At 59.7% G+C, this 25,749-nt stretch carries 22 protein-coding genes; 16 read left to right on the top strand and 6 right to left on the bottom strand.

Annotated features, from left to right (window positions below):
- Positions 1-41: 41 nt before the first annotated feature.
- Positions 42-1,232 (bottom strand): glycine C-acetyltransferase, encoded by a 1,191-nt coding sequence (locus ASG19_RS15765; protein WP_062459309.1) that lies wholly within the window; start codon positions 1,230-1,232, stop codon positions 42-44.
- Positions 1,233-1,986: 754 nt separating this feature from the next.
- On the opposite strand from ASG19_RS15765, the gene ASG19_RS15760 reads away from it, so the two are divergent.
- A complete protein-coding gene (locus ASG19_RS15760) occupies positions 1,987-2,388 on the top strand; it encodes a response regulator (RefSeq protein ID WP_062459305.1) in 402 nt (133 codons plus the stop codon).
- 111 nt (positions 2,389-2,499) lie between these two features.
- Here ASG19_RS15760 and ASG19_RS15755 read toward each other — a convergent pair whose 3' ends face one another.
- The 3 genes from ASG19_RS15755 to ASG19_RS15745 form a co-directional block, all read right to left on the bottom strand.
- Positions 2,500-3,489, bottom strand: coding sequence for a sensor histidine kinase (locus ASG19_RS15755; protein WP_156466526.1), 990 nt, complete (start codon positions 3,487-3,489; stop codon positions 2,500-2,502).
- Between the two features lie 13 nt (positions 3,490-3,502).
- On the bottom strand, positions 3,503-3,733 hold the full coding sequence (locus tag ASG19_RS15750) for a hypothetical protein (protein ID WP_062459299.1): 231 nt from the start codon (positions 3,731-3,733) through the stop codon (positions 3,503-3,505).
- 129 nt (positions 3,734-3,862) lie between these two features.
- Positions 3,863-4,072 (bottom strand): cold-shock protein, encoded by a 210-nt coding sequence (locus ASG19_RS15745; RefSeq protein WP_062459297.1) that lies wholly within the window; start codon positions 4,070-4,072, stop codon positions 3,863-3,865.
- Positions 4,073-4,518: 446 nt separating this feature from the next.
- On the opposite strand from ASG19_RS15745, the gene rsgA reads away from it, so the two are divergent.
- From rsgA to ASG19_RS15700, 9 genes are all read left to right on the top strand, one after another.
- On the top strand, positions 4,519-5,520 hold the full coding sequence (rsgA, locus tag ASG19_RS15740) for a ribosome small subunit-dependent GTPase A (RefSeq protein WP_062459294.1): 1,002 nt from the start codon (positions 4,519-4,521) through the stop codon (positions 5,518-5,520).
- Positions 5,521-6,073: 553 nt separating this feature from the next.
- Complete coding sequence (locus ASG19_RS15735) at positions 6,074-7,657, top strand: peptide ABC transporter substrate-binding protein (protein WP_244476221.1); 1,584 nt, start codon at positions 6,074-6,076, stop codon at positions 7,655-7,657.
- Between the two features lie 57 nt (positions 7,658-7,714).
- Positions 7,715-8,638 (top strand): oligopeptide ABC transporter permease OppB, encoded by a 924-nt coding sequence (gene oppB, locus ASG19_RS15730; RefSeq protein ID WP_062459288.1) that lies wholly within the window; start codon positions 7,715-7,717, stop codon positions 8,636-8,638.
- Positions 8,631-9,764 (top strand): ABC transporter permease subunit, encoded by a 1,134-nt coding sequence (locus tag ASG19_RS15725; protein ID WP_062459285.1) that lies wholly within the window; start codon positions 8,631-8,633, stop codon positions 9,762-9,764. Before oppB ends, ASG19_RS15725 begins: the two co-directional genes overlap by 8 nt.
- 1 nt (position 9,765) lies before the next feature.
- A complete protein-coding gene (locus tag ASG19_RS15720; protein WP_062459282.1) occupies positions 9,766-11,367 on the top strand; it encodes an ABC transporter ATP-binding protein in 1,602 nt (533 codons plus the stop codon).
- A gap of 414 nt (positions 11,368-11,781) precedes the next feature.
- Entirely contained in the window at positions 11,782-12,885 is a 1,104-nt protein-coding gene (locus ASG19_RS15715) for a branched-chain amino acid ABC transporter substrate-binding protein (protein ID WP_062459280.1), read from the top strand.
- Positions 12,886-13,273: 388 nt separating this feature from the next.
- Entirely contained in the window at positions 13,274-13,822 is a 549-nt protein-coding gene (locus tag ASG19_RS15710; RefSeq protein ID WP_062459277.1) for a TRAP transporter small permease subunit, read from the top strand.
- Between the two features lie 21 nt (positions 13,823-13,843).
- Positions 13,844-15,412 (top strand): TRAP transporter large permease subunit, encoded by a 1,569-nt coding sequence (locus tag ASG19_RS15705; protein ID WP_062459274.1) that lies wholly within the window; start codon positions 13,844-13,846, stop codon positions 15,410-15,412.
- A 62-nt stretch (positions 15,413-15,474) separates the two neighbouring features.
- Complete coding sequence (locus ASG19_RS15700; RefSeq protein WP_062459271.1) at positions 15,475-16,590, top strand: TRAP transporter substrate-binding protein; 1,116 nt, start codon at positions 15,475-15,477, stop codon at positions 16,588-16,590.
- Between the two features lie 158 nt (positions 16,591-16,748).
- Here the strand turns inward: ASG19_RS15700 and ASG19_RS15695 are convergent, their stop codons facing one another.
- Complete coding sequence (locus tag ASG19_RS15695) at positions 16,749-17,135, bottom strand: SgcJ/EcaC family oxidoreductase (protein ID WP_244476191.1); 387 nt, start codon at positions 17,133-17,135, stop codon at positions 16,749-16,751.
- Positions 17,122-17,847 carry a GntR family transcriptional regulator gene (locus tag ASG19_RS15690; protein WP_062459260.1) on the bottom strand — a complete coding sequence of 242 codons (726 nt, stop codon included), beginning with the start codon at positions 17,845-17,847 and terminating at the stop codon, positions 17,122-17,124. Before ASG19_RS15690 ends, ASG19_RS15695 begins: the two co-directional genes overlap by 14 nt.
- 204 nt (positions 17,848-18,051) lie before the next feature.
- Here ASG19_RS15690 and ASG19_RS15685 point away from each other — a divergent pair, with 204 nt between their 5' ends.
- From ASG19_RS15685 to ASG19_RS15660, 6 genes are read left to right on the top strand one after another with little or no spacing between them, the layout of a single operon-like run.
- Positions 18,052-19,884 carry a gamma-glutamyltransferase family protein gene (locus ASG19_RS15685; RefSeq protein WP_062459256.1) on the top strand — a complete coding sequence of 611 codons (1,833 nt, stop codon included), beginning with the start codon at positions 18,052-18,054 and terminating at the stop codon, positions 19,882-19,884.
- Positions 19,885-19,916: 32 nt separating this feature from the next.
- Complete coding sequence (locus ASG19_RS15680) at positions 19,917-21,437, top strand: ABC transporter substrate-binding protein (RefSeq protein WP_062459253.1); 1,521 nt, start codon at positions 19,917-19,919, stop codon at positions 21,435-21,437.
- Between the two features lie 15 nt (positions 21,438-21,452).
- Positions 21,453-22,493 (top strand): ABC transporter ATP-binding protein, encoded by a 1,041-nt coding sequence (locus ASG19_RS15675; protein WP_082476361.1) that lies wholly within the window; start codon positions 21,453-21,455, stop codon positions 22,491-22,493.
- Complete coding sequence (locus tag ASG19_RS15670) at positions 22,490-23,620, top strand: dipeptide ABC transporter ATP-binding protein (protein WP_062459251.1); 1,131 nt, start codon at positions 22,490-22,492, stop codon at positions 23,618-23,620. The genes ASG19_RS15675 and ASG19_RS15670 overlap by 4 nt, the downstream gene beginning before the upstream one ends.
- Before the next feature lie 4 nt (positions 23,621-23,624).
- Entirely contained in the window at positions 23,625-24,566 is a 942-nt protein-coding gene (locus ASG19_RS15665) for an ABC transporter permease (protein ID WP_062459249.1), read from the top strand.
- A 44-nt stretch (positions 24,567-24,610) separates the two neighbouring features.
- Positions 24,611-25,462, top strand: coding sequence for an ABC transporter permease (locus tag ASG19_RS15660; protein WP_062460433.1), 852 nt, complete (start codon positions 24,611-24,613; stop codon positions 25,460-25,462).
- The last annotated feature ends 287 nt before the right edge of the window (positions 25,463-25,749 follow it).

Below are 25,749 nucleotides of genomic sequence, written 5' to 3'. Positions count from 1 at the left end.
AAAATTCCTGTCAATGAGTTGGATCGGTTCGGGCCGGGCGTCTACTCGATCACGCGCAGTTCCCTGCCGACCTCTTCGAACGCCGCAATGGCCCGGCGCACATCGTCCTCACTATGCGCCGCAGACATCTGGGTGCGGATACGGGCCTGGCCTTTGGGTACGACCGGGAAGGCGAAGCCGACGACGTAGACACCCTTTTCCAGCATCCTCGCCGCCATGTCCTGCGCCAGCGACGCATCGCCGAGCATGACGGGAATGATCGGATGCCCCTCGCCCGCCAACGTGAACCCAAGCTTGCTCATTTCATCGCGGAAGAGACGGGAATTGGCTTCTAGCCGGGCGCGCAATGCGTCACCATTGTCGATCAGGTCAAACACCTTCAGCGAGGCGCTCGCAATCACCGGAGCGAGGGTGTTGGAAAACAGATAGGGACGCGAGCGCTGGCGCAGCCAGTCGACCACTTCCTTCTTGCCGGACGTGTAGCCGCCCGATGCACCGCCAAGCGCCTTGCCGAGCGTGCCGGTGATGATATCCACCCTGCCCTCGACGCCGCAATGTTCCGCCGAGCCACGACCGTGCTTGCCGACGAAGCCAACGGCGTGGCTGTCATCGACCATGACCATGGCGCCATATTTCTCGGCAAGGTCGCAGACGCCCGCAAGATTGGCGATGATGCCGTCCATCGAAAACACGCCGTCTGTGGCGATCATCTTGAACCGGCTGCCTTCGGCCTTTTTCAGTTCCTCCTCCAGCGCCGCCATGTCGTTATTGGCGTAGCGGAAGCGTTTCGCCTTGGAGAGGCGCACTCCGTCGATGATCGAAGCGTGGTTGAGTGCGTCCGATATGATCGCGTCCTCCTCGCCGAGAAGCGTCTCGAACAATCCACCATTGGCATCAAAGCAGGACGAATAGAGGATCGTATCCTCCAATCCCAGAAACTTCGAAATCCGGTCTTCGAGCTGCTTGTGCTCTTCCTGCGTCCCGCAGATGAAACGCACAGATGCCATGCCGTAGCCGTAACGATCCAGCGCGTTCTTGCCGGCCTCCACCAGTTCGGCGTTGTCGGCAAGGCCCAGATAATTGTTGGCGCAAAAATTCAAAACCTTGCGACCAGATGCGACTTCGATCTCGCCGGCCTGTTTGGAAACGATCACCCGCTCGGTCTTGTAGAGACCCGAAGACCTCAGACCCGCAAGTTCGGTGGAGAGATGTGCGAGGAATGCGTTGCTCATTGTGAATGCAACCTTGTTTGCCTCCGACGCATCCGCGTCGCGGCTTGGAGAAATTCGGATATGGGACAGGAGAAGCGCGTTGACGCTCCTGCCTCCCCTGCCTCGACCTTAAGCTGCTCGGTCCGTTTGCCGGACGATGAAGCAATGATCGAAGGCTTACGATGGTCACGCGGCCGAGGGTGCAAACCCGTTTTGGCAAAGGGTCTTTAAATCATCCAATGACATTACGTCTAGATCAAGCGCGTTGAGAAGATCGTTCTCAGCCGCGAATTCACGTCCGTACATGGCCGAGAAGATCCGGACACCGGCTTCGTGAAGCCGGTACCGGTCTCGTGACATGGATCCTGCGCGTTGCAGGAAGGCGCGCGACGTACGTGCGCCGAACCACGCCGCACATCTGAATACAACCGTGTGTTCAGATGTCCGGTAGGGTGCATTCCTGTCTTGTGGTCGGCGGCTGGCAGCGCAATGACCAACATGTTTGCGCCGGACCCCTGGGCGGCCGCTTCGGTCACAGCCGTGGTGTTGAAAGCGCCGCCGATCGCCCATCGGCTACAAGAAGATTGTCCCCACACCCGAAGCAGACCAAAGGATACTGCCATCTCCTTGCTACTCACCGAAAGCTGCCACTGCCACTGCCACTGCAATTGAACGCATTAGCCGGAAAGGCCAATGCAGTAGTCTGATACCCACTGCGTTTTTTGGAACGATAACCGCGTCGGTCTGTTGTAGGGCCACATGCAGGGAGTGGGACATGCGCAAAGTACTCGTGGTGGACGACGAGGTGTTGATCCGGATGACGGTCACAGACGCCCTGGAGGATGCGGGGTTCGAGGTCATAGAAGCCGGCACGGTGGACGAGGCCCTGGACAAGATTGACGACGGGACCATTCACTTCCTGTTCACGGATATCCAGATGCCAGGCCTTCTGACGGGTGTGGACCTTGCCCACGAAGTCGCCGCTCGCTTCCCTCACGCCGGGATCGTGGTTGCCTCCGGTCGCATCACGCCCGGTGAGATCGATCTGCCATCTTCGGCACAATTTTTCTCCAAGCCGTATGACCTTGATCTGATCGTTGCGCGCTTCGAGTCGATGTCGAAAAGCGCTGATCAGCGCGCTTCATCTAGCCATGTTTCCGAAACAAGCGGACGCTAACTTATTCACCGGCAACCGAGGCGACCGCGCAGACGTTCAACGACAAAACAGCTGCGCGTTAGCCCGTCGGTTTTCCGGCGCGGGCTTGCGGCCGAGGCCTTTTCCAAGCGGTCAAGAGGCAAGCCGGCTCGTGTCGATGATAAGCGTGACCAGCGCTCCGTCCGGTGTCCAGTTATAGGAGATCGTTCCTCCAAGGTGAGCGGACATGGTACGGTCCAGCATTCTGCTACCGTAGCCGGCCGGGCTCTGTGGGAAGACAACCTCGGGCCCGCCCTGCTCGATCCAGGTCACCATCAGATTGTTCTCCTCGACCGATCCGGACACATCCAGTGTTCCGGTGCCGACTGACAGGGCGCCGTATTTCAGTGAATTCGTGGCGAGTTCGTGGATCACCAGCGAGAGGCCTGTGGCTGCCGCCTCTCCCACGCCCATCCTTGGAACTGCTACCCGAATACGGCCAGCAAACGCCGCCGTCTCGTCATAGGGGGAGAGCAAGATCGTGATCAGGTCACCGAGAAGAGCGGCCTTGCCCTGCCCGCCAGGTAAAGGCCGGACAAGGTCGTGAGCACGGCCGAGAGCGGTTAGCCTTAGAGTGAGCTGTGAGGTCATATCGGCGATCGAACTCGAGGACCGGGATGTCATCTGCGTCAGCCCTGACGCGATGGCGAGCAGGTTCTTGACCCGGTGGCTCATTTCTCCGGCGAGAAGCTCATGCCCTTCTTCAGCCTGCTTGCGGCCTGTGACATCGAGAAAGATGCCGGTCATCTGCCGAGCCAGAATATCCTCATCGCTCCCCTGACCGCGTGCTGAGATCCAGCGAACTTCAACATCGCTCATGATCCTGAAGTCGATCTCGTAAGGTCCAACGACGGCACGTGTTGCCGAGAACGCTGCCCTCACACGATCGCGGTCGGCCGGATGGACCTTGGCCGACAGGTCCTCAAAGGACAGGACGCCATCGACCTCCAAATCCCATAGTGCATATCCACGCTGGTCCATCGTGAACGCGTCCGTATCGACGTTCCAGGTCCACAGCGCCACGCCTGCCGCCTTGATCGCGCGTCGCAGCTGACCGGATGTCCACTCGGTGTTCTGGTCCATCAAGATGGCATCCTTAAAGGTCGGACTTGCGGGCGCGCATTGCGATCAGGCCTGCGGATGCCTTGGCGATGTCGTCGGCATCCTTCGCGAGGCGTGCCTGCCGCAGCCTTTGTGTTTTCGTCTCGCGCGCCGCAACGAGGGAGTCCATTTCCGCGACGGCGTGATTTCGGGCAAAGAACTGCGTCTGCGTGTTGCCGAAGGCAATCTCGGCCTGCTGTCTGGATTTCGAATGGGTCTGTGTCATGGATTTTCCTGTGGTTGAGCCTGCTTTGAGCGAGCCAACAAAAAAGGCCAGGCTATAAGCCCGGCCTCTCAGATAACTTGGTGTCGTCGGTGCCAGTACATCCGTGGTCAAGGACGAAACCAGGTACGATTAGGCAGCCTGAAGGTTGCAGGCCGACATCTTGCCCGACTTCGCGTCGCGCTCGAGTTCGTAGCCAAGCTTCTGGCCTTCTACGATTTCGCGCATTCCCGCGCGCTCGACGGCAGAGATGTGGACGAACGCGTCAGCGCCGCCGTTGTCAGGCTCGATGAAGCCGAAACCCTTGGTGGAATTAAACCATTTTACTGTGCCTGTGGTCATGATGAACCCTTTCAAAGCAATGTTGAGTGACCGTAGGACCGAAGCCGAACGGATGAGTGTAACGATTGATTTTGAGAGGGAAGTTCGTTCAGAGCGCGGTGCCAATCGCGCGGTAACCAAAGTTCAGCAAGCAAAAGATCGATAAACCAAAGATAGAGACGAAGGGCCGCCAAGTCAACCTTTAGTTTTGACCTGCTCTGCAGACCCGTCCCGCACGACGAGGTTCGTTAGGGCTTGTCCGCCAACTTCCCCGCGCATACAGTCTGAAGAGGATGGTTGTGTATGCCAGCGTCCAAAAGAACTTGCCTCCGTCCGCGACGCACCGACGCTCATAGACTCTTTTCGGCCAAACTTCTCGCGCAGCCAAGGGAAACCGAAGCCAACAGGCCCCGTCCAACCCTAACAGCTCCAAAGATTGCGACCTTCCTTTGATCGACCCCCTTCACATGACAGCGCTTAAACGACTTGGTTGGTCGGACTTCTTTTCGGATCAGCTCACATCCGATGAAGACGAACTCGCGCCGCGGCGCATTGCCTCCGTCCACCGGTCGCGCGTGCAGGCTATTGATGCCGGTGGTCCGGCCGCCCTCGAGCTCCCAGCCAACGCCAACACAGCCGATTTCGCGGTCGGCGATTGGATCCTCGCCGACCCGATCAGCGGCATGCTGGTTCGCCGTCTCGAACGGAAAACTCTCTTTCAACGACGTGCGGGGAACGACACGATCCCGCAACTGGTTGCTGCCAACGTCGATACGCTGTTCATCGTGACGTCCTGCAACGCCGAATTCAACCTTTCAAGGTTGGAACGGTATCTGATCCTGGCCGAACAAGCCGGGAGCAACCCGGTGATCGTCCTGACAAAGGCGGACACGACCGAAGACGCTGACGTCTTCCGGGTCCAGGCGCAGGGACTGCAGCCTGGCCTGCCCGTTATCCTCCTGAACGGACGCTCGGTAGAGGCACGCGAACTCCTGGCGCCGTGGTGCGGCGAGGGACAGACCTGCGCGCTCGTGGGATCGTCGGGCGTTGGGAAATCAACCCTGGTCAACTCGCTCGTCGGGTCTCAGTCGGACACACAGAAGACCGGCACGATCCGGGAATACGACTCGCAGGGCAGACACACCACGACGGCACGATCGCTGCACGCGCTACCGGGTGGCGGATGGGTGATCGATACACCCGGGATCCGGACGCTGTATGTAAGTGATGTTGCCGACGGTATCGATGTCTTCTTTTCCGATATCGCCGAACTGGCATCGCAGTGCCGGTTTCGCGATTGCAGCCATGTCCACGAACCCGGATGTGCCGTTCAGGCTGCAGTCGCAAGCGGCGAACTTGCAGGCGATCGTCTCGACCGGTGGCGAACCCTGGTCACCGAAAATCGGGACAGGACGCCGGTCGTCAGCGGTCCACACGGCAACAAGATCTCCAGAAGAAAGCGCCACTAGGCGCGACCTCCCGCATGCTTGGCCGAAGCGCTTTGTTGAAGGGATGAGCCGCGGAGCGTGCAGATTCGTGACGCTTTGCCCCATCGGCTCGTTGCCCGTGATAGCCGACGCTACACCGTCCCCGATGTTTGAGAGCCGCTGATGGGGTGCCGGATCGTCATATTGCGAGAGGCGCATATGGCAGTCCGATGATGCCCAACCATGCCCTCCCTGATTGTATCGAGATAGATCGGTGGAAACCGCTTTCATTTGTGCTCCTGCAATAAAATTACTCCAGGCACCCTGATCGCGACACCATGGTATTCGCTGCTCGGTTTACCTGAACGTAAAATGTCGCTGCTTTCTCGATTCACGGTCTGGCGCGGATGCCAGGTCAGGATACCCCGGCTATCGCCCCTGCAGGACCCTGCAATTATGAGGTTAGTCGAGGCGCGCGGATATACACTCCGCATTTGAGTCGAGAGCAAAAAAGCCTTGCGGTTCCGATATTTCTGGCATTCACTCGCCCAATCGGACGGAAAACCAGGAGGATAACGGTATGTCATCTCGTCTCATGCGTGCGGCAGCGGTCGCTTTGCTCGGATCAACTCTGCTGGCTGGGGCACCGGCATTTGCTGAAACTGTGCTTCATCGTGGCAATTCCGGCGAACCGCAAACGCTCGATCAGGCCCAGACCTCGATCAATATCGAAGCCTTCATTCTGAAGGATCTTTATGAAGGTCTGACGATCTACGACGCGGCGGGCAAGATTGTACCGGGTGCAGCGGAGTCGTGGAAAGTCTCCGAAGACGGACTGACATACACGTTTAAGCTGCGTGAGAATGCCAAGTGGTCCGATGGCTCGCCCGTCACGGCGCAGGATTTCGAATTCTCGTTCAAGCGCGTGGAAGATCCGAAGACCGCCGCGAAATATGCGAACATCCTCTACCCGATCAAGAACGCGGAAATGGTCAACACCGGAAAGGCCGATCCGAAGGAACTCGGCATCAAGTCCGTCGATGACAAGACGTTCGAGATCACCCTCGAGCGCCCGACCCCCTTCTTCCTTGAACTTCTTGCTCACCAGACTGCCCTGCCTGTCTCCAAGGCAAGCCTTGAGAAGAACGGCGCCGATTTCGTCAAGCCAGGCACGATGGTGTCGAACGGGGCCTTCCAGCTCGTCAGCCATGTGCCGAATGACAGCCTCGTTGTCCAAAAGAACCCCAATTTCTGGGATGCCGCCAACGTCAAGCTCGACAAGGTGATCTTCTACCCGATCGACGACCAGGCCGCATCCGTCCGCCGCTTCGAGGCGAAGGAAATGGATCTCGTCTATAACTTCTCCGCTGACCAGATCGAGCGGCTGCGCTCGGCCTACAAGGACCAGGTGCACGTGTCGCCGACGCTTGCGACCTATTATTACGTCTTCGATGGCCGCGAGGCTCCCTTCAACGACGTTCGTGTCCGCCAGGCCCTGTCCATGGCCGTCGACCGCGATTTCCTGGCCAAGAAGATCTATAGCGGGTCGCAGCTTCCCGCCTATTCGCTGGTGCCGCCGGGCATGGCGAACTATGGCGAACCCGCCAAGGCCGATTTCGCAGAACTTTCCCAGCTCGACCGCGAAGACAAGGCGATCGAACTGATGAAGGAAGCCGGTTACGGTGAAGGCGGCAAGCCGCTCAATATCGAGGTCCGCTACAACACCAACCCGAACCACGAACGTGTCGCCACCGCCGTTGCCGACATGTGGAAAAACACGTTCGGTGCCAAGGTGACGATGAGCAATCTCGATGTCTCCTCGCACTACGCCTATCTCCAGGAAGGCGGCAAGTTCAACGTGGCACGTGCCGGCTGGGTTGCCGATTATGCCGATCCGGAAAACTTCCTCGCTTTGAACCTCTCGACCAACAAGACCTTCAATTACGGGCATTACGAGAGCAAGGAATTCGACGATCTGATGAAGAAGTCGTATGCGGAAACGGATCCGGCTGCGCGATCGAAGATCATGCATGAGGCGGAAACAATCCTGATGCGCGACCAGCCGATTGCTCCCTTCCTGACCCAGGCCGATCTGTGGCTTGTTTCGGACCACATCAAGGGCTGGCAGGACAATGCTGCCAATGAACACCTGAGCCGCTTCCTGAGCGTTTCCGAATAATCGACACGGGATGGCGTCCGACAGCGTTTCGGACGCCATCCCGCAGGAGACTACTGCATGCTGTCTTTTATCCTGCGCCGCCTTGCGAGCGCCGTCCCGACGCTTTTCATCGTCGTGACGATCTCCTTCTTCCTGATGCGTTTTGCTCCGGGCGGTCCCTTTAACCTGGAACGTCCGCTGCCACCCGCAACGATGGAAAACATCATGCGGACCTACCAGCTAGACCAGCCGTTATGGCGTCAATATCTCACCTATATCGGCAATGCCGTGCAGGGTGATTTCGGTCCAAGCTATATCTACAAGGACAACACCGTCGCGGAACTGATCGGAAAAGGCCTTCCCTACTCCATTGAACTCGGTTTCTACGCTCTGCTTCTTGCCCTGATTGGCGGCGTGACGCTCGGCACGATCGCGGCCCTGCGCCAGAACAGCGTGCTCGATTTTTCCATCATGACGCTCGCGACGATGGGTACGACGATCCCGAATTTCGTCGTCGGCCCGGTTTTGACGCTGATTTTCGCAATTCTTCTTGCGCTGTTGCCGGCCGGTGGCTGGGGAGATGGTTCGTTCTCGTTCCTGCTCCTGCCGATGATCGCACTGGCGCTGCCGCAGCTTGCCGTTTTCGCCAGGCTGACGCGCGGCTCCATGATCGAGGCGCTGCATGCCGACCATATCCGCACCGCGCGCGCTTATGGCCTGCCGGCGCGGATCGTCGTCATCACGCATGCCATGCGCGGCGCCATGCTGCCGGTCGTCTCCTATCTCGCACCCTGTGCCGCCGCATTGATGACCGGCTCGGCCGTCGTCGAGACCATCTTCACCATTCCGGGCGTCGGCCGTTATTTCGTGCTCGGCGCGCTGAATCGTGACTATACGCTGGTCATGGGCACCGTCGTTCTGATCGCCATCTTTGTTATCGTCTTTAATCTCCTGGTCGACCTTCTCTACGGCCTGCTCGATCCGAGGGTCCGTCATGACTGATATCGCCACCGATCCGGCTTCCACCCCGCCCCAGAGCACAAGCCGCAGTCTTTTCCAGCTTGCCGCCATCCGCTTCCGTCGCAACAAGGCGGCGATGGGCGGCTGCGTGATGCTCGTTCTGATCGCGCTCTTTTCCTATCTCGGCCCACTTTTTGTGCCGCATAGCTATGACCAGGTCTTTTCTTCCTATGTGACGGTGGCGCCAAGTCTCGAGCCGCGGCCAGACGAGGCATCGCTGGAGGGCGCCATGCAAGGCGTCGCGACGCGCGCCCGCGTCAACCTCGACGCGTTCGAGGTGACGGGCCAGATCTTTTCCGCGACCATCAGTGCCGAGGATCCGATCGACCCACGCACGACGCGTTATTTCGACCGTGCCAACGAGTTCGACGACACCAAGGTAGTGGCGACCGAAAAAGACGGGCGCGTTCTCAAGGTCGAAGGGAATGTCAGCCGGGAATACTTCCTGTTCGGCACGGATCCGAACGGCCGCGACCTGCTTGCCCGTGTCATGCTCGGCGGCCAGATCTCGATTGCCGTCGGCGTGCTGGCCAGCCTCGTCTCGCTTGGCATCGGCGTGCTCTACGGCGCGACCGCGGGTTATCTTGGCGGCCGTGTCGACAATGTCATGATGCGCTTCGTCGAAATCCTCTACTCTCTCCCCTTCGTCTTTCTCGTCGTCGTCCTGGTCGTCTTCTTTGGTCGTTCCTTCATCCTGATCTTCCTGGTGATCGGTGCTGTGGAATGGCTCGACATGGCGCGCATCGTGCGAGGCCAGACGCTGGCGCTGAAGCGCCGGGAATTCGTGGGCGCTGCCCAAGCGCTCGGCCTGAGCGACTGGCAAATTATCCGCCGGCATATCATCCCGAACACGATCGGACCGGTGATCGTCTTCGTCACCGTCGTGGTTCCGAAGGTAATCCTCCTGGAAAGCTTTCTGTCTTTCCTCGGGCTCGGGGTTCAGGCGCCACTGACCAGCTGGGGCGCTCTGATTTCGGAAGGCGCCAACAATATCCAGTCGGCACCCTGGCTCCTGATCTTTCCCTCCATCTTCTTCGTGGCAACGCTGTTTTCGTTGAACTTTATCGGCGACGGCCTGCGCGACGCGCTCGACCCGAAGGATCGTTGACATGACCGATCAAAAAGACACCATTCTCTCGATCCGCGACCTGAAAGTGAATTTTACGACGCCGGATGGCACGGTCAATGCGGTCAAGGGCATCGGCTTCGATGTCCGTGCCGGCGAGACGCTCGCCGTCGTCGGCGAAAGCGGCTCCGGCAAGAGCCAGACGATGATGGGCATTATGGGCCTGCTCGCTGGAAACGGCACCGTCACTGGCTCCGCCGCCTATCGGGGCAAGGAACTGGTCGGACTGCGAAATAACGAGCTCAACAAGATCCGCGGTGCCAAGATCACGATGATCTTTCAGGAGCCGATGACCTCGCTCGATCCGCTTTACACGATCGGCCGCCAGATCGCCGAACCGATCGTCTACCACCGCGGCGGCAGCCGGAAAGCGGCCCGCAGCCGCGTGCTGGAACTCTTGGAACTGGTCGGCATTCCCGATCCCGCCCGCCGCATTGACAGTTACCCGCATGAACTGTCCGGCGGCCAGCGGCAGCGCGTCATGATCGCCATGGCGCTTGCCAACGAACCCGACGTCCTGATCGCCGACGAGCCGACGACGGCGCTTGATGTGACGGTCCAGGCGCAGATATTGAAACTGCTGCGCTCGCTCCAGGAGCGTTTCGGCATGGCGATTGTGCTGATCACCCACGATCTCGGCATTGTCCGGCATTTTGCCGAACGTGTCGTCGTCATGCGGCGCGGCGAAGTGGTGGAACAGGGAGCCACATCACAGATCTTCGAGGCTCCGACTTCCGCCTATACCCGCATGCTGATCGATGCCGAACCTCAGGGTCGCAAGCAACCGCCAGCGGAAAACGCACCGATCATTCTGGAGGGACGCGATGTCACGGTCGATTTTCCGATCGGCCGCGGACTTTTTTCGAAGGGTCCAAAGAGTTTCCGGGCCGTCGACGGCGTCACCGTCAAGCTCAGGCAGGGCCAGACGATCGGTATCGTTGGTGAGTCCGGCTCGGGGAAATCGACGCTTGGGCGCGCGCTGCTCCGGCTTCTCCACAGCGATGGTCATTACCGCTTCGACAAGACCGACATCTCCGGCTTCGACCGTCGGCAGATGCGGTCCCTGCGCAAGGAGATGCAGCTCGTCTTCCAGGATCCCTTTGGGTCTCTCTCGCCGCGTCAGACAGTCGGCGAGATCATCACCGAAGGTCTGCTCGTCCACGAGCCTTCGCTGAACAAGGCGGATCGAGACCGGCGCGCGATCGCCGCCCTGACCGAAGTCGGGCTCGATCCCCAGGCGCGCAATCGCTACCCGCACGAATTTTCCGGCGGTCAGCGCCAGCGCATCGCGATTGCCCGCGCGATGATCCTCAAGCCGCGTGTGGTTATCCTCGACGAACCGACCTCGGCACTCGACCGGTCCGTGCAGGGACAGGTGATCGACCTGTTGCGCAAGCTGCAGTCCGACCACAACCTTTCCTACGTCTTCATCAGCCACGACCTTGCCGTGGTCAGGGCCATCGCGGATCATGTGATTGTCATGAACAACGGAAAGATCGTTGAGGAAGGCGATACGGACGCGATCTTTGACGCTCCGAAGGCCGATTACACAAGGGCGCTGATCGGAGCCGCTTTCAGCATCTGAGTCGCCACTATCAGCAATATGCCCACCGTCGTTGTCTTCGAACCGCGGCGCAGTGTGGAGAACGACACGTATCCGCTGATCGCCGTCGGGGCGCCATGGACGGCTGCCCGGATCATGGGTTGGTTCCGTCGTGTGAGTTGCCGGCATGAAAGGGCACGGCTGCAGCCGCCCATCACGTCCCCACAAGAAGGCGTGAATTATTCAATCAAGAGGTCATTGCTTCCGGTTATCTTCTTGCGTCACCGGCCCAATATTTCTAGGAAAATTGTCGGACGCACGGAGAAGCTCACTATGGCCACGCGCGGACCGGACGCGCCCTCCCTCTTCCACCAGTCATGGCATTGCCGACGGTTTGAGCGGGTTCGGCGCACGATTAGCACGCGGGTCGGGAGGTCCGCATCCCAGGAGACTGACATGACATTGAAGACAATCACTGCGGCATTCGCTGCCACACTCGCATTCGCCCCGCTTGCCTACGCCGACATCACGGTCGGCCTCATCGCGCCGCTGACCGGCCCGGTTGCTGCGATCGGCGCGCAGATCAAGAACGGCGCTGAAACCGCGGTCGAGGAAATCAACAAGAAGGGCGGCGTCAACGGCGAGAAGCTCGTGCTCAAAATTGTCGACGATGCCGGCGAACCCAAACAGGGCGTATCTGCCGCCAATCAGCTGATTGCCGACGATATCCGTTTCGTGGTTGGCCCTGTCACATCGGGCGTCTCTATCCCCGCCTCGGTCGCGTTTGCCGAAAACGGTGCACTGATGGTTACCCCGACAGCCACTTCGCCGGAACTGACCGCGCGTGGCCTTTCCACCGTGTTTCGCACCTGCGGCCGGGACGACCAGCAGGCGGACGTTGCAGCAAAATTCGTGGTCGAGAAATTCAAGGACAAGAAGATCGCGATCCTCAACGACAAGGGGCAGTATGGCAAGGGTCTCGCCGATGCCTTCAAGGCATCGCTGAATGCGGCCGGCATCACGGAAGTCTTCAACGACGCGCTGACGGCGGGCGACAAGGATTTTAGCGCGCTGGTGACACGCCTGAAGTCGGAAGGCACCGAAGTCCTCTATTTCGGCGGCTATCACCCGGAAGCAGGCCTTCTGGTGCGCCAGATGAAGGATGCCGGCATGAATGTGCAGCTGATCGCGGGTGACGGCCTTTCCAATAGCGAGTTCATCACCACGGGCGGCGACGCAGCCAACGGCACGATCTTCACCAACGCTGCCGACGCGCTGAAGAATGCAGACAGCAAGGCCGCGGCCGATGCGCTCATTGCAAAGAAGATCCCCGCCGAAGCCTTTACCCTCAACGCCTATGCAGCCGTCGAGGTCATCGCCGCCGGCATCGCCAAGGCTGGCAGCACCGACGACGCTGAGGCAGTTGCTGCCGCGCTCAAGGATGGCACCGGTATCAAGACTGCCATTGGCGAACTGACCTACGGTGAAACCGGCGATCTAAGCTCGCAGAGCTTTTCCGTCTACAAGTGGGAAGGCGGAAAGACGGTTGTGGCCGAATAAGGCCGCTCCGGATCTGTATTGCGACGGGCGCCCTAGGCGCCCGTTTGCTTGCCGTCGGTGCACTATCCGTCGATTGTCGCCCGAAGCGACGGCGGATGCAACCAGGTCTCTTTTCTCAAAGTCACTGATTTGGCGACAAAAATCGCTCGTCATGCGCGTCACGCGTTCACCCTGCATGCGAAAAGAATAAGCGTCGAAATCGAGAATCAGCGGGGACGTTTGCGCTCCCTGCGTCACTGTCTGTTCCAGCCCATAGCAACGTGTATCGAAGCCTTTTCCCAGACCGCTAGATTGGCCTCTTGTCATAATGCTCTTGTCGCGTGTGATTTGCGGCGATAGTAGTGCATGGGACAGCTGCCTTCGGGCAGCTTGCCTGGGAGGGTTTGTAATGTCTGGTCTACTCGCCGTGTCGCGCGCTATCGACGCGATGAACACGCTTTTCGGTAAAGCCGTTTCATGGCTTTTGTTGGCGGCAGTGCTGATCAGCGCCATCAACGCAGTGACCCGAAAAGTCTTCAATCTGAGCTCAAATGCCTGGCTCGAGGCGCAATGGTACCTTTTCTCCGCAGCCTTCCTGTTGGCGGCGGCCTGGACATTGCTGAGCAGCGAGCACGTCAAGGTCGATCTGGTCTATGGCCAGCTGCCCAGACGGGCGCAGCTTTGGATCGAGGTGTTCGGGACAATCTTCTTCCTGATGCCGTTCTGCCTCGTCACCATCTACCTGTCCTGGCCGATCGTCATCGCCAAATATGTGAGCGGAGAGGTCTCCAACAATACCGGTGGGCTGGTGCTGTGGCCAGTCTGGGCCATGATCCCGATTGGTTTCGGCCTGCTGGCACTCCAGGGACTGTCGGAACTGATTAAACGGCTAGCGATCCTCAGCGGTGCGATGCCCGACGCCGTCGCTCTCGCCGACGCCGAAGCGCAAGCGCTCTAATTCGTAGCAGGATACGCTCATATGTTTGCATTCTTTGCGGAAAATCTCGCGCCGATCATGTTTCTATCACTGATCGTCGTGTTGCTGCTTGGTTATCCGGTTGCCTTCGCACTCGCCTTTGTCGGCTTTGTCTTCGGTTTCATCGGCATCGAAATGGGCCTTTTGCCCATCAACCTGTTCGGAGCGATCCCTGACCGCATCTTCGGGCAGATGTCGAACGAGACGCTGCTCGCCATTCCTTTCTTCACCTTTATGGGGCTGATTCTCGAACGAAGCGGAATGGCCGAGGATCTGCTCGATACGATCGGCCAGCTGTTCGGCCCGATCCGCGGCGGGCTCGCCTTCGCGGTCATCTTCGTGGGCGCCATCCTTGCAGCCACCACAGGCGTCGTTGCGGCCTCCGTCATCTCGATGGGCCTGATCTCGCTGCCGATCATGCTGCGATATGGTTACGACCGACGGGTCGCGGCCGGCACGATCGCAGCGTCGGGAACGCTTGCCCAGATTATTCCGCCCAGCCTCGTGCTGATCATTCTGGCCGACCAGCTCGGCCGCTCGGTCGGCGACATGTACAAGGGCGCACTCGTGCCCGGTCTCATGCTGGTTGCCGCCTATACCGGCTACATCATCCTGATGTCTTTCCTGCGTCCGGCAAGCGTGCCGGCTCTTCCCATCGAGGCGCGATCGCTTCGTGGCTGGAAGCTTGTGGCCAAGGTCATCACCTCGCTCGTGCCGCCGCTCGTGCTGATCTTCCTCGTTCTCGGCACAATCTTTATCGGCCTTGCGACGCCGACCGAAGGCGGCGCGATGGGCGCAGTCGGTGCTCTGCTTCTTGCAGCCTTCAATCGCAAGCTTACGCTGGCGATGGTGAAGTCGGCCCTTTACGCGACGGCGAAACTGTCCTCCTTCGTGATCTTCATCTTGCTCGGCGCGCGCGTGTTTTCGCTGACCTTCTACGGTGTTGACGGTCACGTCTGGGTCGAGCACCTGATGACGTCGATCCCGGGCGGCGAGATCGGATTCCTGATCGTTGCCAATCTGCTCGTATTCTTCCTGGCCTTTTTTCTCGATTATTTCGAGCTGGCCTTCATCATCATCCCGCTGCTGGCACCGGTTGCCGATGCGCTCGGCATCGACCTGATTTGGTTCGGCGTGATGCTGGCAATCAACATGCAGACCTCGTTCATGCATCCGCCGTTCGGGTTCTCGCTATTTTACCTGCGCTCCGTCGCTCCGACGAGGGCCTACAAGGATCGCATCACCGGTGCGACAATCCAGCCGGTCACATCCGGCCAGATCTACATGGGCTCCCTGCCCTACCTGGCGATCCAGCTCGTCATGGTCGTCGTCGTCATCGTCTTTCCGGGTCTCGTGACCCACTACAAATCAGGATCTGCCGTCGTCGATCCATCGACGATTGAGCTCAACGTACCGATGCCGGGTGCCGATGGCGCTAACCCGTTTGGAACACCGACCCAGCCATTCGGCGCACCGGAGCAGTCTTCCGGCGATCCCGCCGCCCCGGCCGTTGATATCCCTGCACCAGATTTCGGTTCCCCGACGCCAAGCTTCGGCGCACCGAAAAACTAGACACACGCTTTGATCGCACAGCGTGCGTTCGATACTGCCGAACCTGAGGAGGAGGAAACGCAATGACGGAAACCATCAACAGACGCAATTTCCTGACGAAAGGCGCAGTCGGAGGGGCGGCAACAGTCGCCGCGACCGCACTCGCCGCACCGGCGGTTGCCCAAGAACTGCCGAGCATCAAATGGCGCCTGACTTCGGGCTTCCCGAACAACCTCGACACGATTTACGGCGGCGCATCCGTCATGGCGGAGACACTGTCGAAGATCACCGACGGGAAATTCCAAATTCAGGTGTTTCAGGCCGGCGAACTCGTACCCGGACCGCAGGCGATCGATGCGGTGAAAGCGAACACCGTCGAGATCGCTCATACCTGCGGATACTATTTCACCGGCAAGGATCCGACATTTGCGATCGGCTCGACCATCCCCTTCGGTCTCAATGGTCGTCAGCAGAACGCCTGGCTTTACCACGGCGGCGGCAACGAGGCCTATAACGAGTTTCTCTCTGCCTATGGCGTGGTTGGCATCCCCGGCGGGGCCACCGGTGCCCAGATGGGTGGATGGTTCCGCAAGGAGATCAAGGGCGTCGCCGACCTCAAGGGCGTCAAGATGCGCATCGCCGGTGTCGCCGGCGAAGTGATGTCTCGGCTCGGCGTGGTGCCGCAGCAGCTACCGGGGGGCGATATCTATCCGGCTCTCGAGCGCGGAACAATCGACGCGGCCGAGTGGATCGGCCCCTATGACGACGAACGCCTCGGCTTCTATCAGATTGCGCCGAACTACTACTATCCGGCCTATTGGGAAGGTGGCCTGACGATCCACTTCTTCATCAACAAGGCACAGTATGAGGGTCTGCCTCCCGCCTACAAGGCCGCACTCGATGCCGCCTGCAAGGCGGCGAACATCAACATGCAGGCACTCTACGATGTGAAGAACACCGCAGCGATCCGTTCGCTCGTCGGCAAGGGCGTCAAACTGCGACCGCTGCCACGCGATGTCATGGATGCCGCCTACAAGACGACGTTCGAGCTCTACGCGGAATATAGCGCCAAGCACCCGGCATGGGCAAAGATCTATCCGGGCTGGAAGAAGTTCAGGGACGAGTCCTTCGAGTGGTTCCGCGTCGCCGAATACAGCTATGACAGCTACATGTACTCCGCCCAGGCCTCGGGCAAGTAACAAAACCGGAGGTCGGCTTTAAGGCCGGCCTCCGCACTTTCGGTAAGACTTAGCGAATGCATCGAGCTCCCTGCCTTGTTCACAGATTTGCAGGTGATTAAATATTTGACGTCAACGTTCTAGGCCAATCACCATGGTGACGAACCAAAGACAAGACTTCACATCTCGACCTGCGAAACGTGGTTGAGGGCGATCAGCCACCTTCCTTCGCGCTTGCGCATCAGCCGCGTGTTCACTCCCGTCTGATTTCCCGCTGGGCGGATCAGCTGGTAGTTGCTGATGAGCTGGGCTGCGTCATCGCACAGGATTTCGATGCGGATATTGGAAAAGGTCAGCTGACCTTGCGAGCCCTCGGACCCGCCATAATCGCTGATGTAATGGTCGAGCGTCGCTTGCCAATCCTTCTGGACGCGGCCGCGGGAAACAAAGACGACATCCGGGTTGGCAAAGCCAGCCATGTAGCCATGAAAGTTGCCGGTATTCCACGCTTGTTGCATGACGCCAATGACGTCGCGGATGGCCTGTTTTTCATCATCCTGCGTCATCATGAGCCTCCTTATTATCCAGCGGATCATTGTCCTGGATGGTCTTTACCTTCTGCTGCTGACGCCTGACCAAAACCTCTTGCGCGGCCGAGACCAGATGCCGCCTCAGTGCGTTTTCGGCGGCTTTCGCATCCTGCTCGAGAACCGCGTCAACGATTTGCTGATGCTCGTCACACGATCGTTTCAGACGCCCCACGTCCTTCAGCTGATATTTCCGGAAGGGAGCAAGCTTCAACCGCAGCGTTTGCGCTGCACTGATCAGATCCCTGTTGTGGCAACCCTGAAACAGCAGGCTGTGAAACTCCGTGTTAACGGCGTTGTAGCCAACGTGGTCTCCATCCTGTGCGAGGCCGTTCATCTCACGATGCATGGCTTCCAGCTCAGCCCGTTCGCGCATCGTCATGCGCTGGGACGACAGCCTGCCGCATGTCGCTTCCAGTTCCGCCATGGCCTCGAACATTTCGTCGATGCGCTCCGTGGAAATCTGGGTGACAATGACGCCCTTGAATGCTTCCCGCTCGGCCAGTCCCCGGCCGCACAGGATGCGAAGAGCCTCACGGACGGGCGTGCGAGACACCTGGAACTGGACCGCGAGAGAGTTCTCGTCGAGCCGCGATCCAGCAGCAATTTCCCCTGTGATCACAGCTTCTTCCAGCTGGTCGGCGATAACATCGCTACGAGCTTTTTTCAGTGGCGTCCGTCCATCCAGCATAGGTTTCCTTCCCCACAAGGTCACACACCATCCTATCGCGACGAAAGTAAATTACACAACTGACTTGCCATGCGCCCGAATAATATACAATGTGTCCACAGAGGACGGGATTGTATCCCAAAGGGACGTTGGAGGCAATTTGCGTGGAGATAGACAATGGTCCTGTCTCCGCTGCCGCCTTCCCACGAGGAGTGAGTGAAGCAAATGACATTTACCACCCGACCGGAACTGCGCGGCACCTTTGGGGCAGTTTCGTCGACGCACTGGCTGGCTTCGACCGTTGGTATGTCTATTCTCGAAAAAGGGCACACGGCGTTCGACGCGGCCGTGGCAGCTGGTTTCGTACTGCAGGTGGTGGAGCCGCACCTGAACGGCCCCGGCGGCGAAGTTCCCATTATCGTCACCCCAGCGGGCGCCGATGCTCCGGTTGTCATTTCCGGTCAGGGCCCATCTCCTGCGAAGGCGACCATTCAGTATTTCAAGGAACTTGGTCTGGACATCATTCCCGGGACAGGGCTTCTCGCAGCCTGTATCCCGGGCGCTTTTGGCGCGTGGCTGACGCTTTTGCGAGACTACGGACAGGCTGAACTCGAGGAAGTTCTTGCCCCAGCGATCTACTATGCAAGGACTGGTCACCCGCTGGTGCCGCGCATCGCAAACACGATCGCATCGATGCAGGAGCTGTTTCAGACGCACTGGCCAACATCGGCCGCCGTCTATCTGCCAGGCGGTGCCCTGCCCCAGTCGGGCAAGCTCTTTCGTAACCCGCACATTGCCGACATGTACCAACTGATCCTCGATCAGACGAAATCGGCCGGCAGCCGCGAGGCGAGGATCAATGCCGCCCTGGATTTCTGGTATCGCGGACCGGTTGCCGAACAGATCGAGCAGTTCTGCGAAACGCAGGACGTATGGGATGTCTCAGGCCGACGACACAAGGGCCTGATCACAGCGCAGGACATGGCAGACTATACGCCATCGATCGAGAAGCCGGTGTCGGTAACTTACGGCGATTGTGAAGTGTTCAAATGCGGACCTTGGTCTCAAGGGCCGGTCCTCTTGCAGATGTTGCAGATCCTCAAGGGAACCGACATCGCGGACCTTGACCCGATGGGCGCAGAGTTCGTGCATCTCGTTGTTGAGACCGCGAAGCTTTCCATGGCCGATCGCGAGGCCTGGTATGGCGATAGCGTCGACGTGCCGATGGCGACACTCCTGTCTGCAGATTACGCCGACATCCGTCGCGCTCTGATTGGTCGCTCTGCATCTCTTGAGGTGCGTCCAGGCTCGCCTGACGGTCGCAACCCCAACCTGCCGCCCCTGCGCGCTGTGGGTACAATTATGCAGCCGGGGCTCGGCGGCGGCGAGCCGACGGTCGCGCGCGAGCAGCCGTTGCCCAACGACCGGCAGGGTGAACCGGCGCTGACCCGCGAGGGTGCTCAGCGCGGCGATACCGTGCAAGTCAGCACGATCGACCGATGGGGCAACATGGTTTCCGCCACGCCGTCCGGCGGGTGGTTCCAATCGAGCCCCGTCATTCCAGGTCTCGGCTTCAGCCTCACGACCCGCGGCCAGATGTTCTGGTTGGAGGAGGGTCTCAACTCGTCGCTGATGCCATCGACAAGACCCCGCACGACCTTAACGCCCACCACCGTCTTCCGCGATGGCAAGCCCTACATGGCGTTGGGAACTCCGGGCGGAGATCAGCAGGACCAGTGGCAGTTGATCATGCTGCTGCGCCACTTGCACAAGGGAATGAACCTGCAGGAGGCGATCGACGCTCCGTCATTCCATACCGATCACCTGCCGAGCTCCTTCTGGCCGCGAGAAATCAGCCTCGGTGCGGTGACGCTTGAATCGCGCTTCTCCGCAACGGTCTGCGAGGATCTGGCAGCACGCGGACACAAGATCACAGTGGGCGACGCATGGTCGGAAGGGCGTCTGTCGGCAGTTGCCCGCGAAATGGACGGTGACGTGCAACTCGTAAAGGCCGGCGCCAATCCGCGGGGCGTACAGGGCTACGCCGTTGCACGATGAATGAGACTTTTCGAATAAGAGAGGGAATAGCGATGAAACCACACTATCTCGCACTGGCCGCCACACTGGCGCTTGCAGGCATTCAGGCAACGGCCGCCCCGGCGGCTGCTCAATCGACGCTCAATATCGGCCTGCAGGACGATCCTGATACGCTTGATCCCGCAACCAACTGGAGCTTCGTTGGCCGCCACGTTCTACAGTCGCTGTGTGACAAGATCGTCGATATCGACGAGAAGGGTGAGATCATCCCGATGCTGGCTGCCAGCTGGAAATGGGGTGACGACAGCAAGACACTGACGCTAAAACTGCGCGACGATGCCGTCTTTCATGACGGAACGAAGGTCGACGCCGCCGCAATCAAGTACAATCTCGAGCGGGCTCTCAATGCCAAGTTCTCGCGCCGCAAACCCGAAATCAGCTCCATCAGCACCGTCGACGTAGTCGATCCGACAACCGTCCAGATCAACCTGAAACAGCCATCGGTACCACTGCTGGCAGCTCTCAGCGACCGGGCCGGCATGATCGTTAGCCCGACTGCAGCTGAAAAGCTCGGTGAGAAGTTCACCGATGCTCCCGTCTGTTCAGGCCCCTACACCTTCGCCGAACGCGTGATCCAGGACCGCATTGTCCTTGCGAAATTCCCAAAATACTACAACGCCGACAAATACCACTTCGATCGGCTCGTTTATCGCGGCATGCCCGACTCGAACGTGCGGCTGCTCAACCTTCGTTCCGGCCAGCTCGATCTGATCGAACGGCTCGCTGCGACCGAAGTCGAAGCCGTGAAGGCGGATGCATCGTTGGCCGTGGAGCCGGTCGTCGGACTTGGATATTACGGCGTGACATTCAGCATTGGTGGCGAGGGGGCTAACCTCGATGCCGGCAAGAAGGCAGCAATCCGCGAGGCGTTCAGCCTTGCAATCGACCGCCAGGCCATCAGCGATGTCGTATTCGACGGTCAGGCGAGCATCGGCAACCAGCCGTTCCCGCCTTCCAATCAGTACTACGATAAGAACTTCCCGCTTCCGGAGCGGGATCTGGACGCTGCCAAGAAGAAGATGCAGGAAGCCGGCGTCGAATCCGTCGATCTTGAACTTCTGGTGCCCACCGATGCCGAACGTCAGCAGGTTGCCCAGCTCATCCAGGCGATGGTTGCCGAAGTCGGAATTAACGTCTCGATCAAGCCGACAGAGCTGATGACCCTGCTCGACGTTGCTCGCCAGGGCAAGTTCCAATCGCATCTCGTCGGCTGGAGCGGACGCGTCGATCCAGACCTCAACATCACGCCGATGCTGTCCTGCGGTGCTCCGACCAATGACGCGCATTACTGCAACGACGAACTCGACGCGATCCTGGCGAAAGCCCGCGCATCGGGAGACGTCGAGACCCGCAAGGCAGAATACAGCAAGGCAATCACGATCCTCCAGAAGGACCTTCCGATTGTCTACATGTATCATTCGCAGTGGATCTTCGCGCACAATTCCAACATCACCGGCCTTGCGCCCGCTCCGGATGGCATCATCCGCCTGAGTGGTGTGAGCCGGAAGAATTGATTGCTTAAGGCTGTAATGAGCACCTCATCTGATCTCATCCAAGACAAGTCAGCCCGATCGGATCGGGCTGACGACCACGCGGCCTTGGTGCTGCGGGTCGATGATCTGCGTGTCGTCTTTGAAGACGACACGCGCACCGTCACTGCCGTCGACGGCGTGAGTTTTGACGTTCGAAAAGGGCGCACGCTCGCGATCGTCGGCGAGTCCGGCAGCGGCAAGAGCGTGACCTCCCTGGCCGTCATGCGCCTCCTCCCCGAACACACAGCACGCGTGTCCGGCAGCATCAATTTCGCCGGTCGCGAGTTGCTCGAGGAAACGACGAGCGGTATGCGCAGCCTGCGCGGCAACCGGATGGGAATGATCTTCCAGGAGCCGATGACCTCTCTCAATCCGTCCTATACGGTCGGCGAGCAAATCAACGAAGTCATCCTGCGTCACCGACAGATTTCGAAGAAAGAGGCGACAGAACGCGGCATCGCCATGCTGAAGCTTGTGCGTATCCCATCACCGGAAACGCGTTACCGCCAGTATCCGCACAATCTCTCCGGTGGCATGCGCCAGCGCGTGATGATTGCCATGGCGCTTGCCTGCGAGCCGGAACTGTTGATCGCCGACGAGCCGACGACGGCCCTGGACGTGACGATCCAGGCTCAGGTCCTCGAACTGATGGGGGAACTGCGGCAGAAGACCGGAACGGCCATCGTTCTCATCACCCATGATCTTGGCGTTGTCGCGGAATCCTGCGACGACGTGATCGTCATGTATGCGGGTCAGGTTGTCGAGCAATGCTCGGTCGAAGACCTCTTCACCTTTCCGCAGCATCCGTACACCGTTGGTCTTCTCGGTTCGTTGCCGCGCCTGGACGAGAAGCGAGAACAGCTTGTCGCCATCACCGGCACGGTCCCGGACATGGCCAACCCACCGTCCGGCTGCCGGTTTCGGGCGCGATGTCCGTTCAGCATCGACAAATGCGCCGAGATGCCCACCCTGATGGAAATATCCCCAGGTCACCTCAGCCGCTGCTGGCGTGCGCCATTGCAGGACCTCGTCCCATGAGTGAAGCCCTCTTGAAAGCCAAGACGCCGATCATCGAGGCGCGTCACCTTGGCAAGAATTTCGTCGTCAAACGCAGCGTCTTCGGCCGGCCCTTGGCGTCCGTCGGCGCTGTCGACGACGTGTCGTTGTCCCTGATGCCCGGCGAGACGCTGGCAATCGTCGGCGAATCCGGTTGCGGGAAGTCGACGCTCGGCCGGTTGTTGATGCGCCTCATCCAGCCGACCGACGGTCAGGTCCTGATCGATGGTCAGGATATCACCAACATCAGCCATGCGGCGATGCGCCGTCAGCGCCGGCATGTGCAGTTGATCTTCCAGGACCCTTACGCTTCGCTCAATCCGCGCATGACGATTGCCCAGACAATCGGCGAACCGCTGATGCTGCACGATATCGTGCCGCCAAACGAGCGCGCTCGACGCGTTGCGGAACTGCTCGAAATGGTCGGCCTTCGTCCAGAGCAGGCCAGCCGATATCCGCATGAATTCTCCGGCGGCCAGCGTCAGCGCGTGGTGATTGCGCGTGCGCTTGCCTCCGAACCGAAGGCAATCATCTGCGACGAGGCCGTGTCTGCCCTCGACGTGTCGATCCAGGCGCAGGTCCTGAACCTTCTGAAGAGCCTGCAGAACCGATTGGGTCTGGCGTTCATCTTCATTTCGCACGATCTGAGCGTCGTGAAACACATCGCCGACCGCGTTGCGGTCATGTATCTCGGCAAGATCGTCGAGATCGGGACGTCGGACGAAATCTTCGCGACCCCGCGCCATCCCTATACCCGGGCGTTGCTGTCTGCCATTCCGGTCGCCGCCCCGCCCAGCCAGCAGCGTTCGAAGGAAGCGCGCCTGCATGGCGATCTGCCAAGCCCGATGTCGCCTCCGCAAGGTTGCAGGCTGCATACGCGATGTCCCCACGCGCGACCCGAATGCACGGCGGTCAGCATGGCGCTCGATGTTGAGGCAAGCGGCCATGCGAATGCCTGTGCGTTCTGGCGAGAGCTACCCGAACTCGATACGGCCGAGATCACCCGCGAACCTCGCGATCCGAAGCTGGAAAAGCTGTTTGCGGCCTTCGAAGCGATGGCGGCAGCCCGGATGACGCCCACGCCCTCCTCAACCGTGACCGGAGGCTAATTCCTTGACCTCGCTTCTTGCACGTCGTCTGTTGCAGCTCATTCCGACCATCGTCTTGCTGTCGCTGATCATCTTCTCGCTCCAGCATCTGCTTCCTGGTGACCCGGCGCTTGTGCTTGCGGGTGAAAGTCCGGACGAAGCGACGCTAGCCGCAATCCGCGCCCAGTATCATCTCGATCAGCCCTTGCTCGTGCAATATCTCTACTGGGTGAAGGGCGTCCTGACCGGCGACCTTGGGCAATCCATGCGCCATAATCGCCCGGTTCTCGAACTTATCCTTCTGAAGCTGCCCGTGACACTGCAGCTCGCCGTGATGGGAATTGTCCTTGCTTTGGTGTTTGGCATTACCGGAGGTGTAATTTCGGCGCTGCGCCAGAACACTCCGGTCGATTACGCCACCAATGTCGTCTCGCTGGCCGGCATCTCGCTGCCGAATTTCTGGCTTGGCATCATGCTGATCATGTTCTTCTCGGTGTACCTTGGCTGGCTTCCCGCCTCCGGCTTCGTCAGCCCGTGGGAAGACCTGAAGATGAACCTTATGACGACGATCATGCCCGCCTTCGTTCTGGGCACCGGGATCGCCGGCGTCATCATGCGCCATACCCGCGGCGCCATGCTGCAGGCGCTGGAAAGCGACTATGTCCGCACCGCCCGGGCCAAAGGTCTAAGCGAGTGGGTCGTCGTATTTAAGCACGCAATGCGTAACGCGCTGACACCTATCATCACGCTCGGTGCGCTGGAGTTCGGCGCCCTGCTATCCGGCGCCGTGCTGACGGAACAGATCTTTACGATCCCCGGCTTCGGGAAGCTGATCGTCGATGCGGTCTTCACGCGCGATTATCCTGTGGTCCAAGGCGTGGTGCTTGTCACCTCGCTGTTCTACATCACCCTCAACCTGCTGGCCGACATCGGGTATATCCTTGTTAACCCGAGACTGAGAGGCTGACCGTGCCAACGATCGCAACGACCAAACCTGCTGTCTCCCCCAAGATCAGCTCCGTCACGAACTTTTTCCATGGTCGCCTGTGGCGACGCCTGTCGAAGCGCAAGAGTGCGCTCGTCGGCCTTTTCGTGGTGCTGTTCGTGGTGGCCGTCGCCATTCTTGCCCCCCTGCTTGCACCCTACGATCCGGCATCCCAGAGCTGGACGGCGGTTCGCAAGGCACCGTCAATGGCGCATCTGTTCGGCACGGACGAAGCTGGCCGCGACATACTTTCCCGCATCATCTGGGGCACCCGCGCTTCGTTGCTGGCAGGCCTTACATCGGTCGGGATCGCGATGGCAATCGGCGTGCCCCTCGGGCTTGCGGCAGGTTTTCTCGGCGGCGTGGTCGATGGCTTTATCAGCCGGTTTACGGATGCCATGCTCGCCTGTCCGTTCCTGATCCTTGCAATCGCGCTGGCCGCTTTTCTCGGTCCAAGCCTGACGAATGCGATGCTCGCAATCGGCATCACCGCCATGCCGCTCTTTATCCGACTGACCCGGGGTCAGGTTCTTTCGATCCGGGCCGAAGAGTATATCGAAGCGGCAAGTGCCGTGGGCAATCCACGTTGGCGGATCGCGGTTCGCCATATCCTGCCGAATATTCTTCCCCAGTTGATGGTACAGGCGACCCTGACGATCGCATCCGCGATTATCGCCGAAGCCAGCATGTCCTTCCTTGGCCTCGGACTGCAGCCGCCGGCACCATCCTGGGGCTCCATGCTGAATTCCGCCCAGCGGTTTATGAGCAACGCTCCCTGGATGGCGCTATGGCCGGGCATGGCAATCTTCATGACCGTACTGTCGTTCAACCTGCTCGGCGACGGTCTGCGCGACGCGCTTGATCCACGCTCCCGGTAGGCAGGAACAGCGGCGGTACCGCTGTTTGGCAAGCCGGGAGCTTTCACGGAACGACGATGAGCGAGCACGCGTTTCTTCACGTGCGTTTGGGATTGTTTCTCGAGGCATAGTGCCAACGCAGCGAGGACGTTGGAGCCGGCAGGCAGACGAAATAGGAAGCGGGCGTGCCCTACTCGACAGTCTGCGTCGGAGGCTAACACCGTCCCTTCAGAGACCCAGTCCCCAACGCTGCGCAGAAGCGAGAAGACCAAAAATCCGATCTCACCCCTTTTCCGTCGGGTTAAAGG

The organism is Rhizobium sp. Leaf306 (assembly GCF_001423425.1).
Lineage (GTDB): Bacteria > Pseudomonadota > Alphaproteobacteria > Rhizobiales > Rhizobiaceae > Neorhizobium > Neorhizobium soli.
Note: the sequence above shows the minus strand (reverse complement) of the source record. Positions and strands in the feature narration are given on the sequence as shown.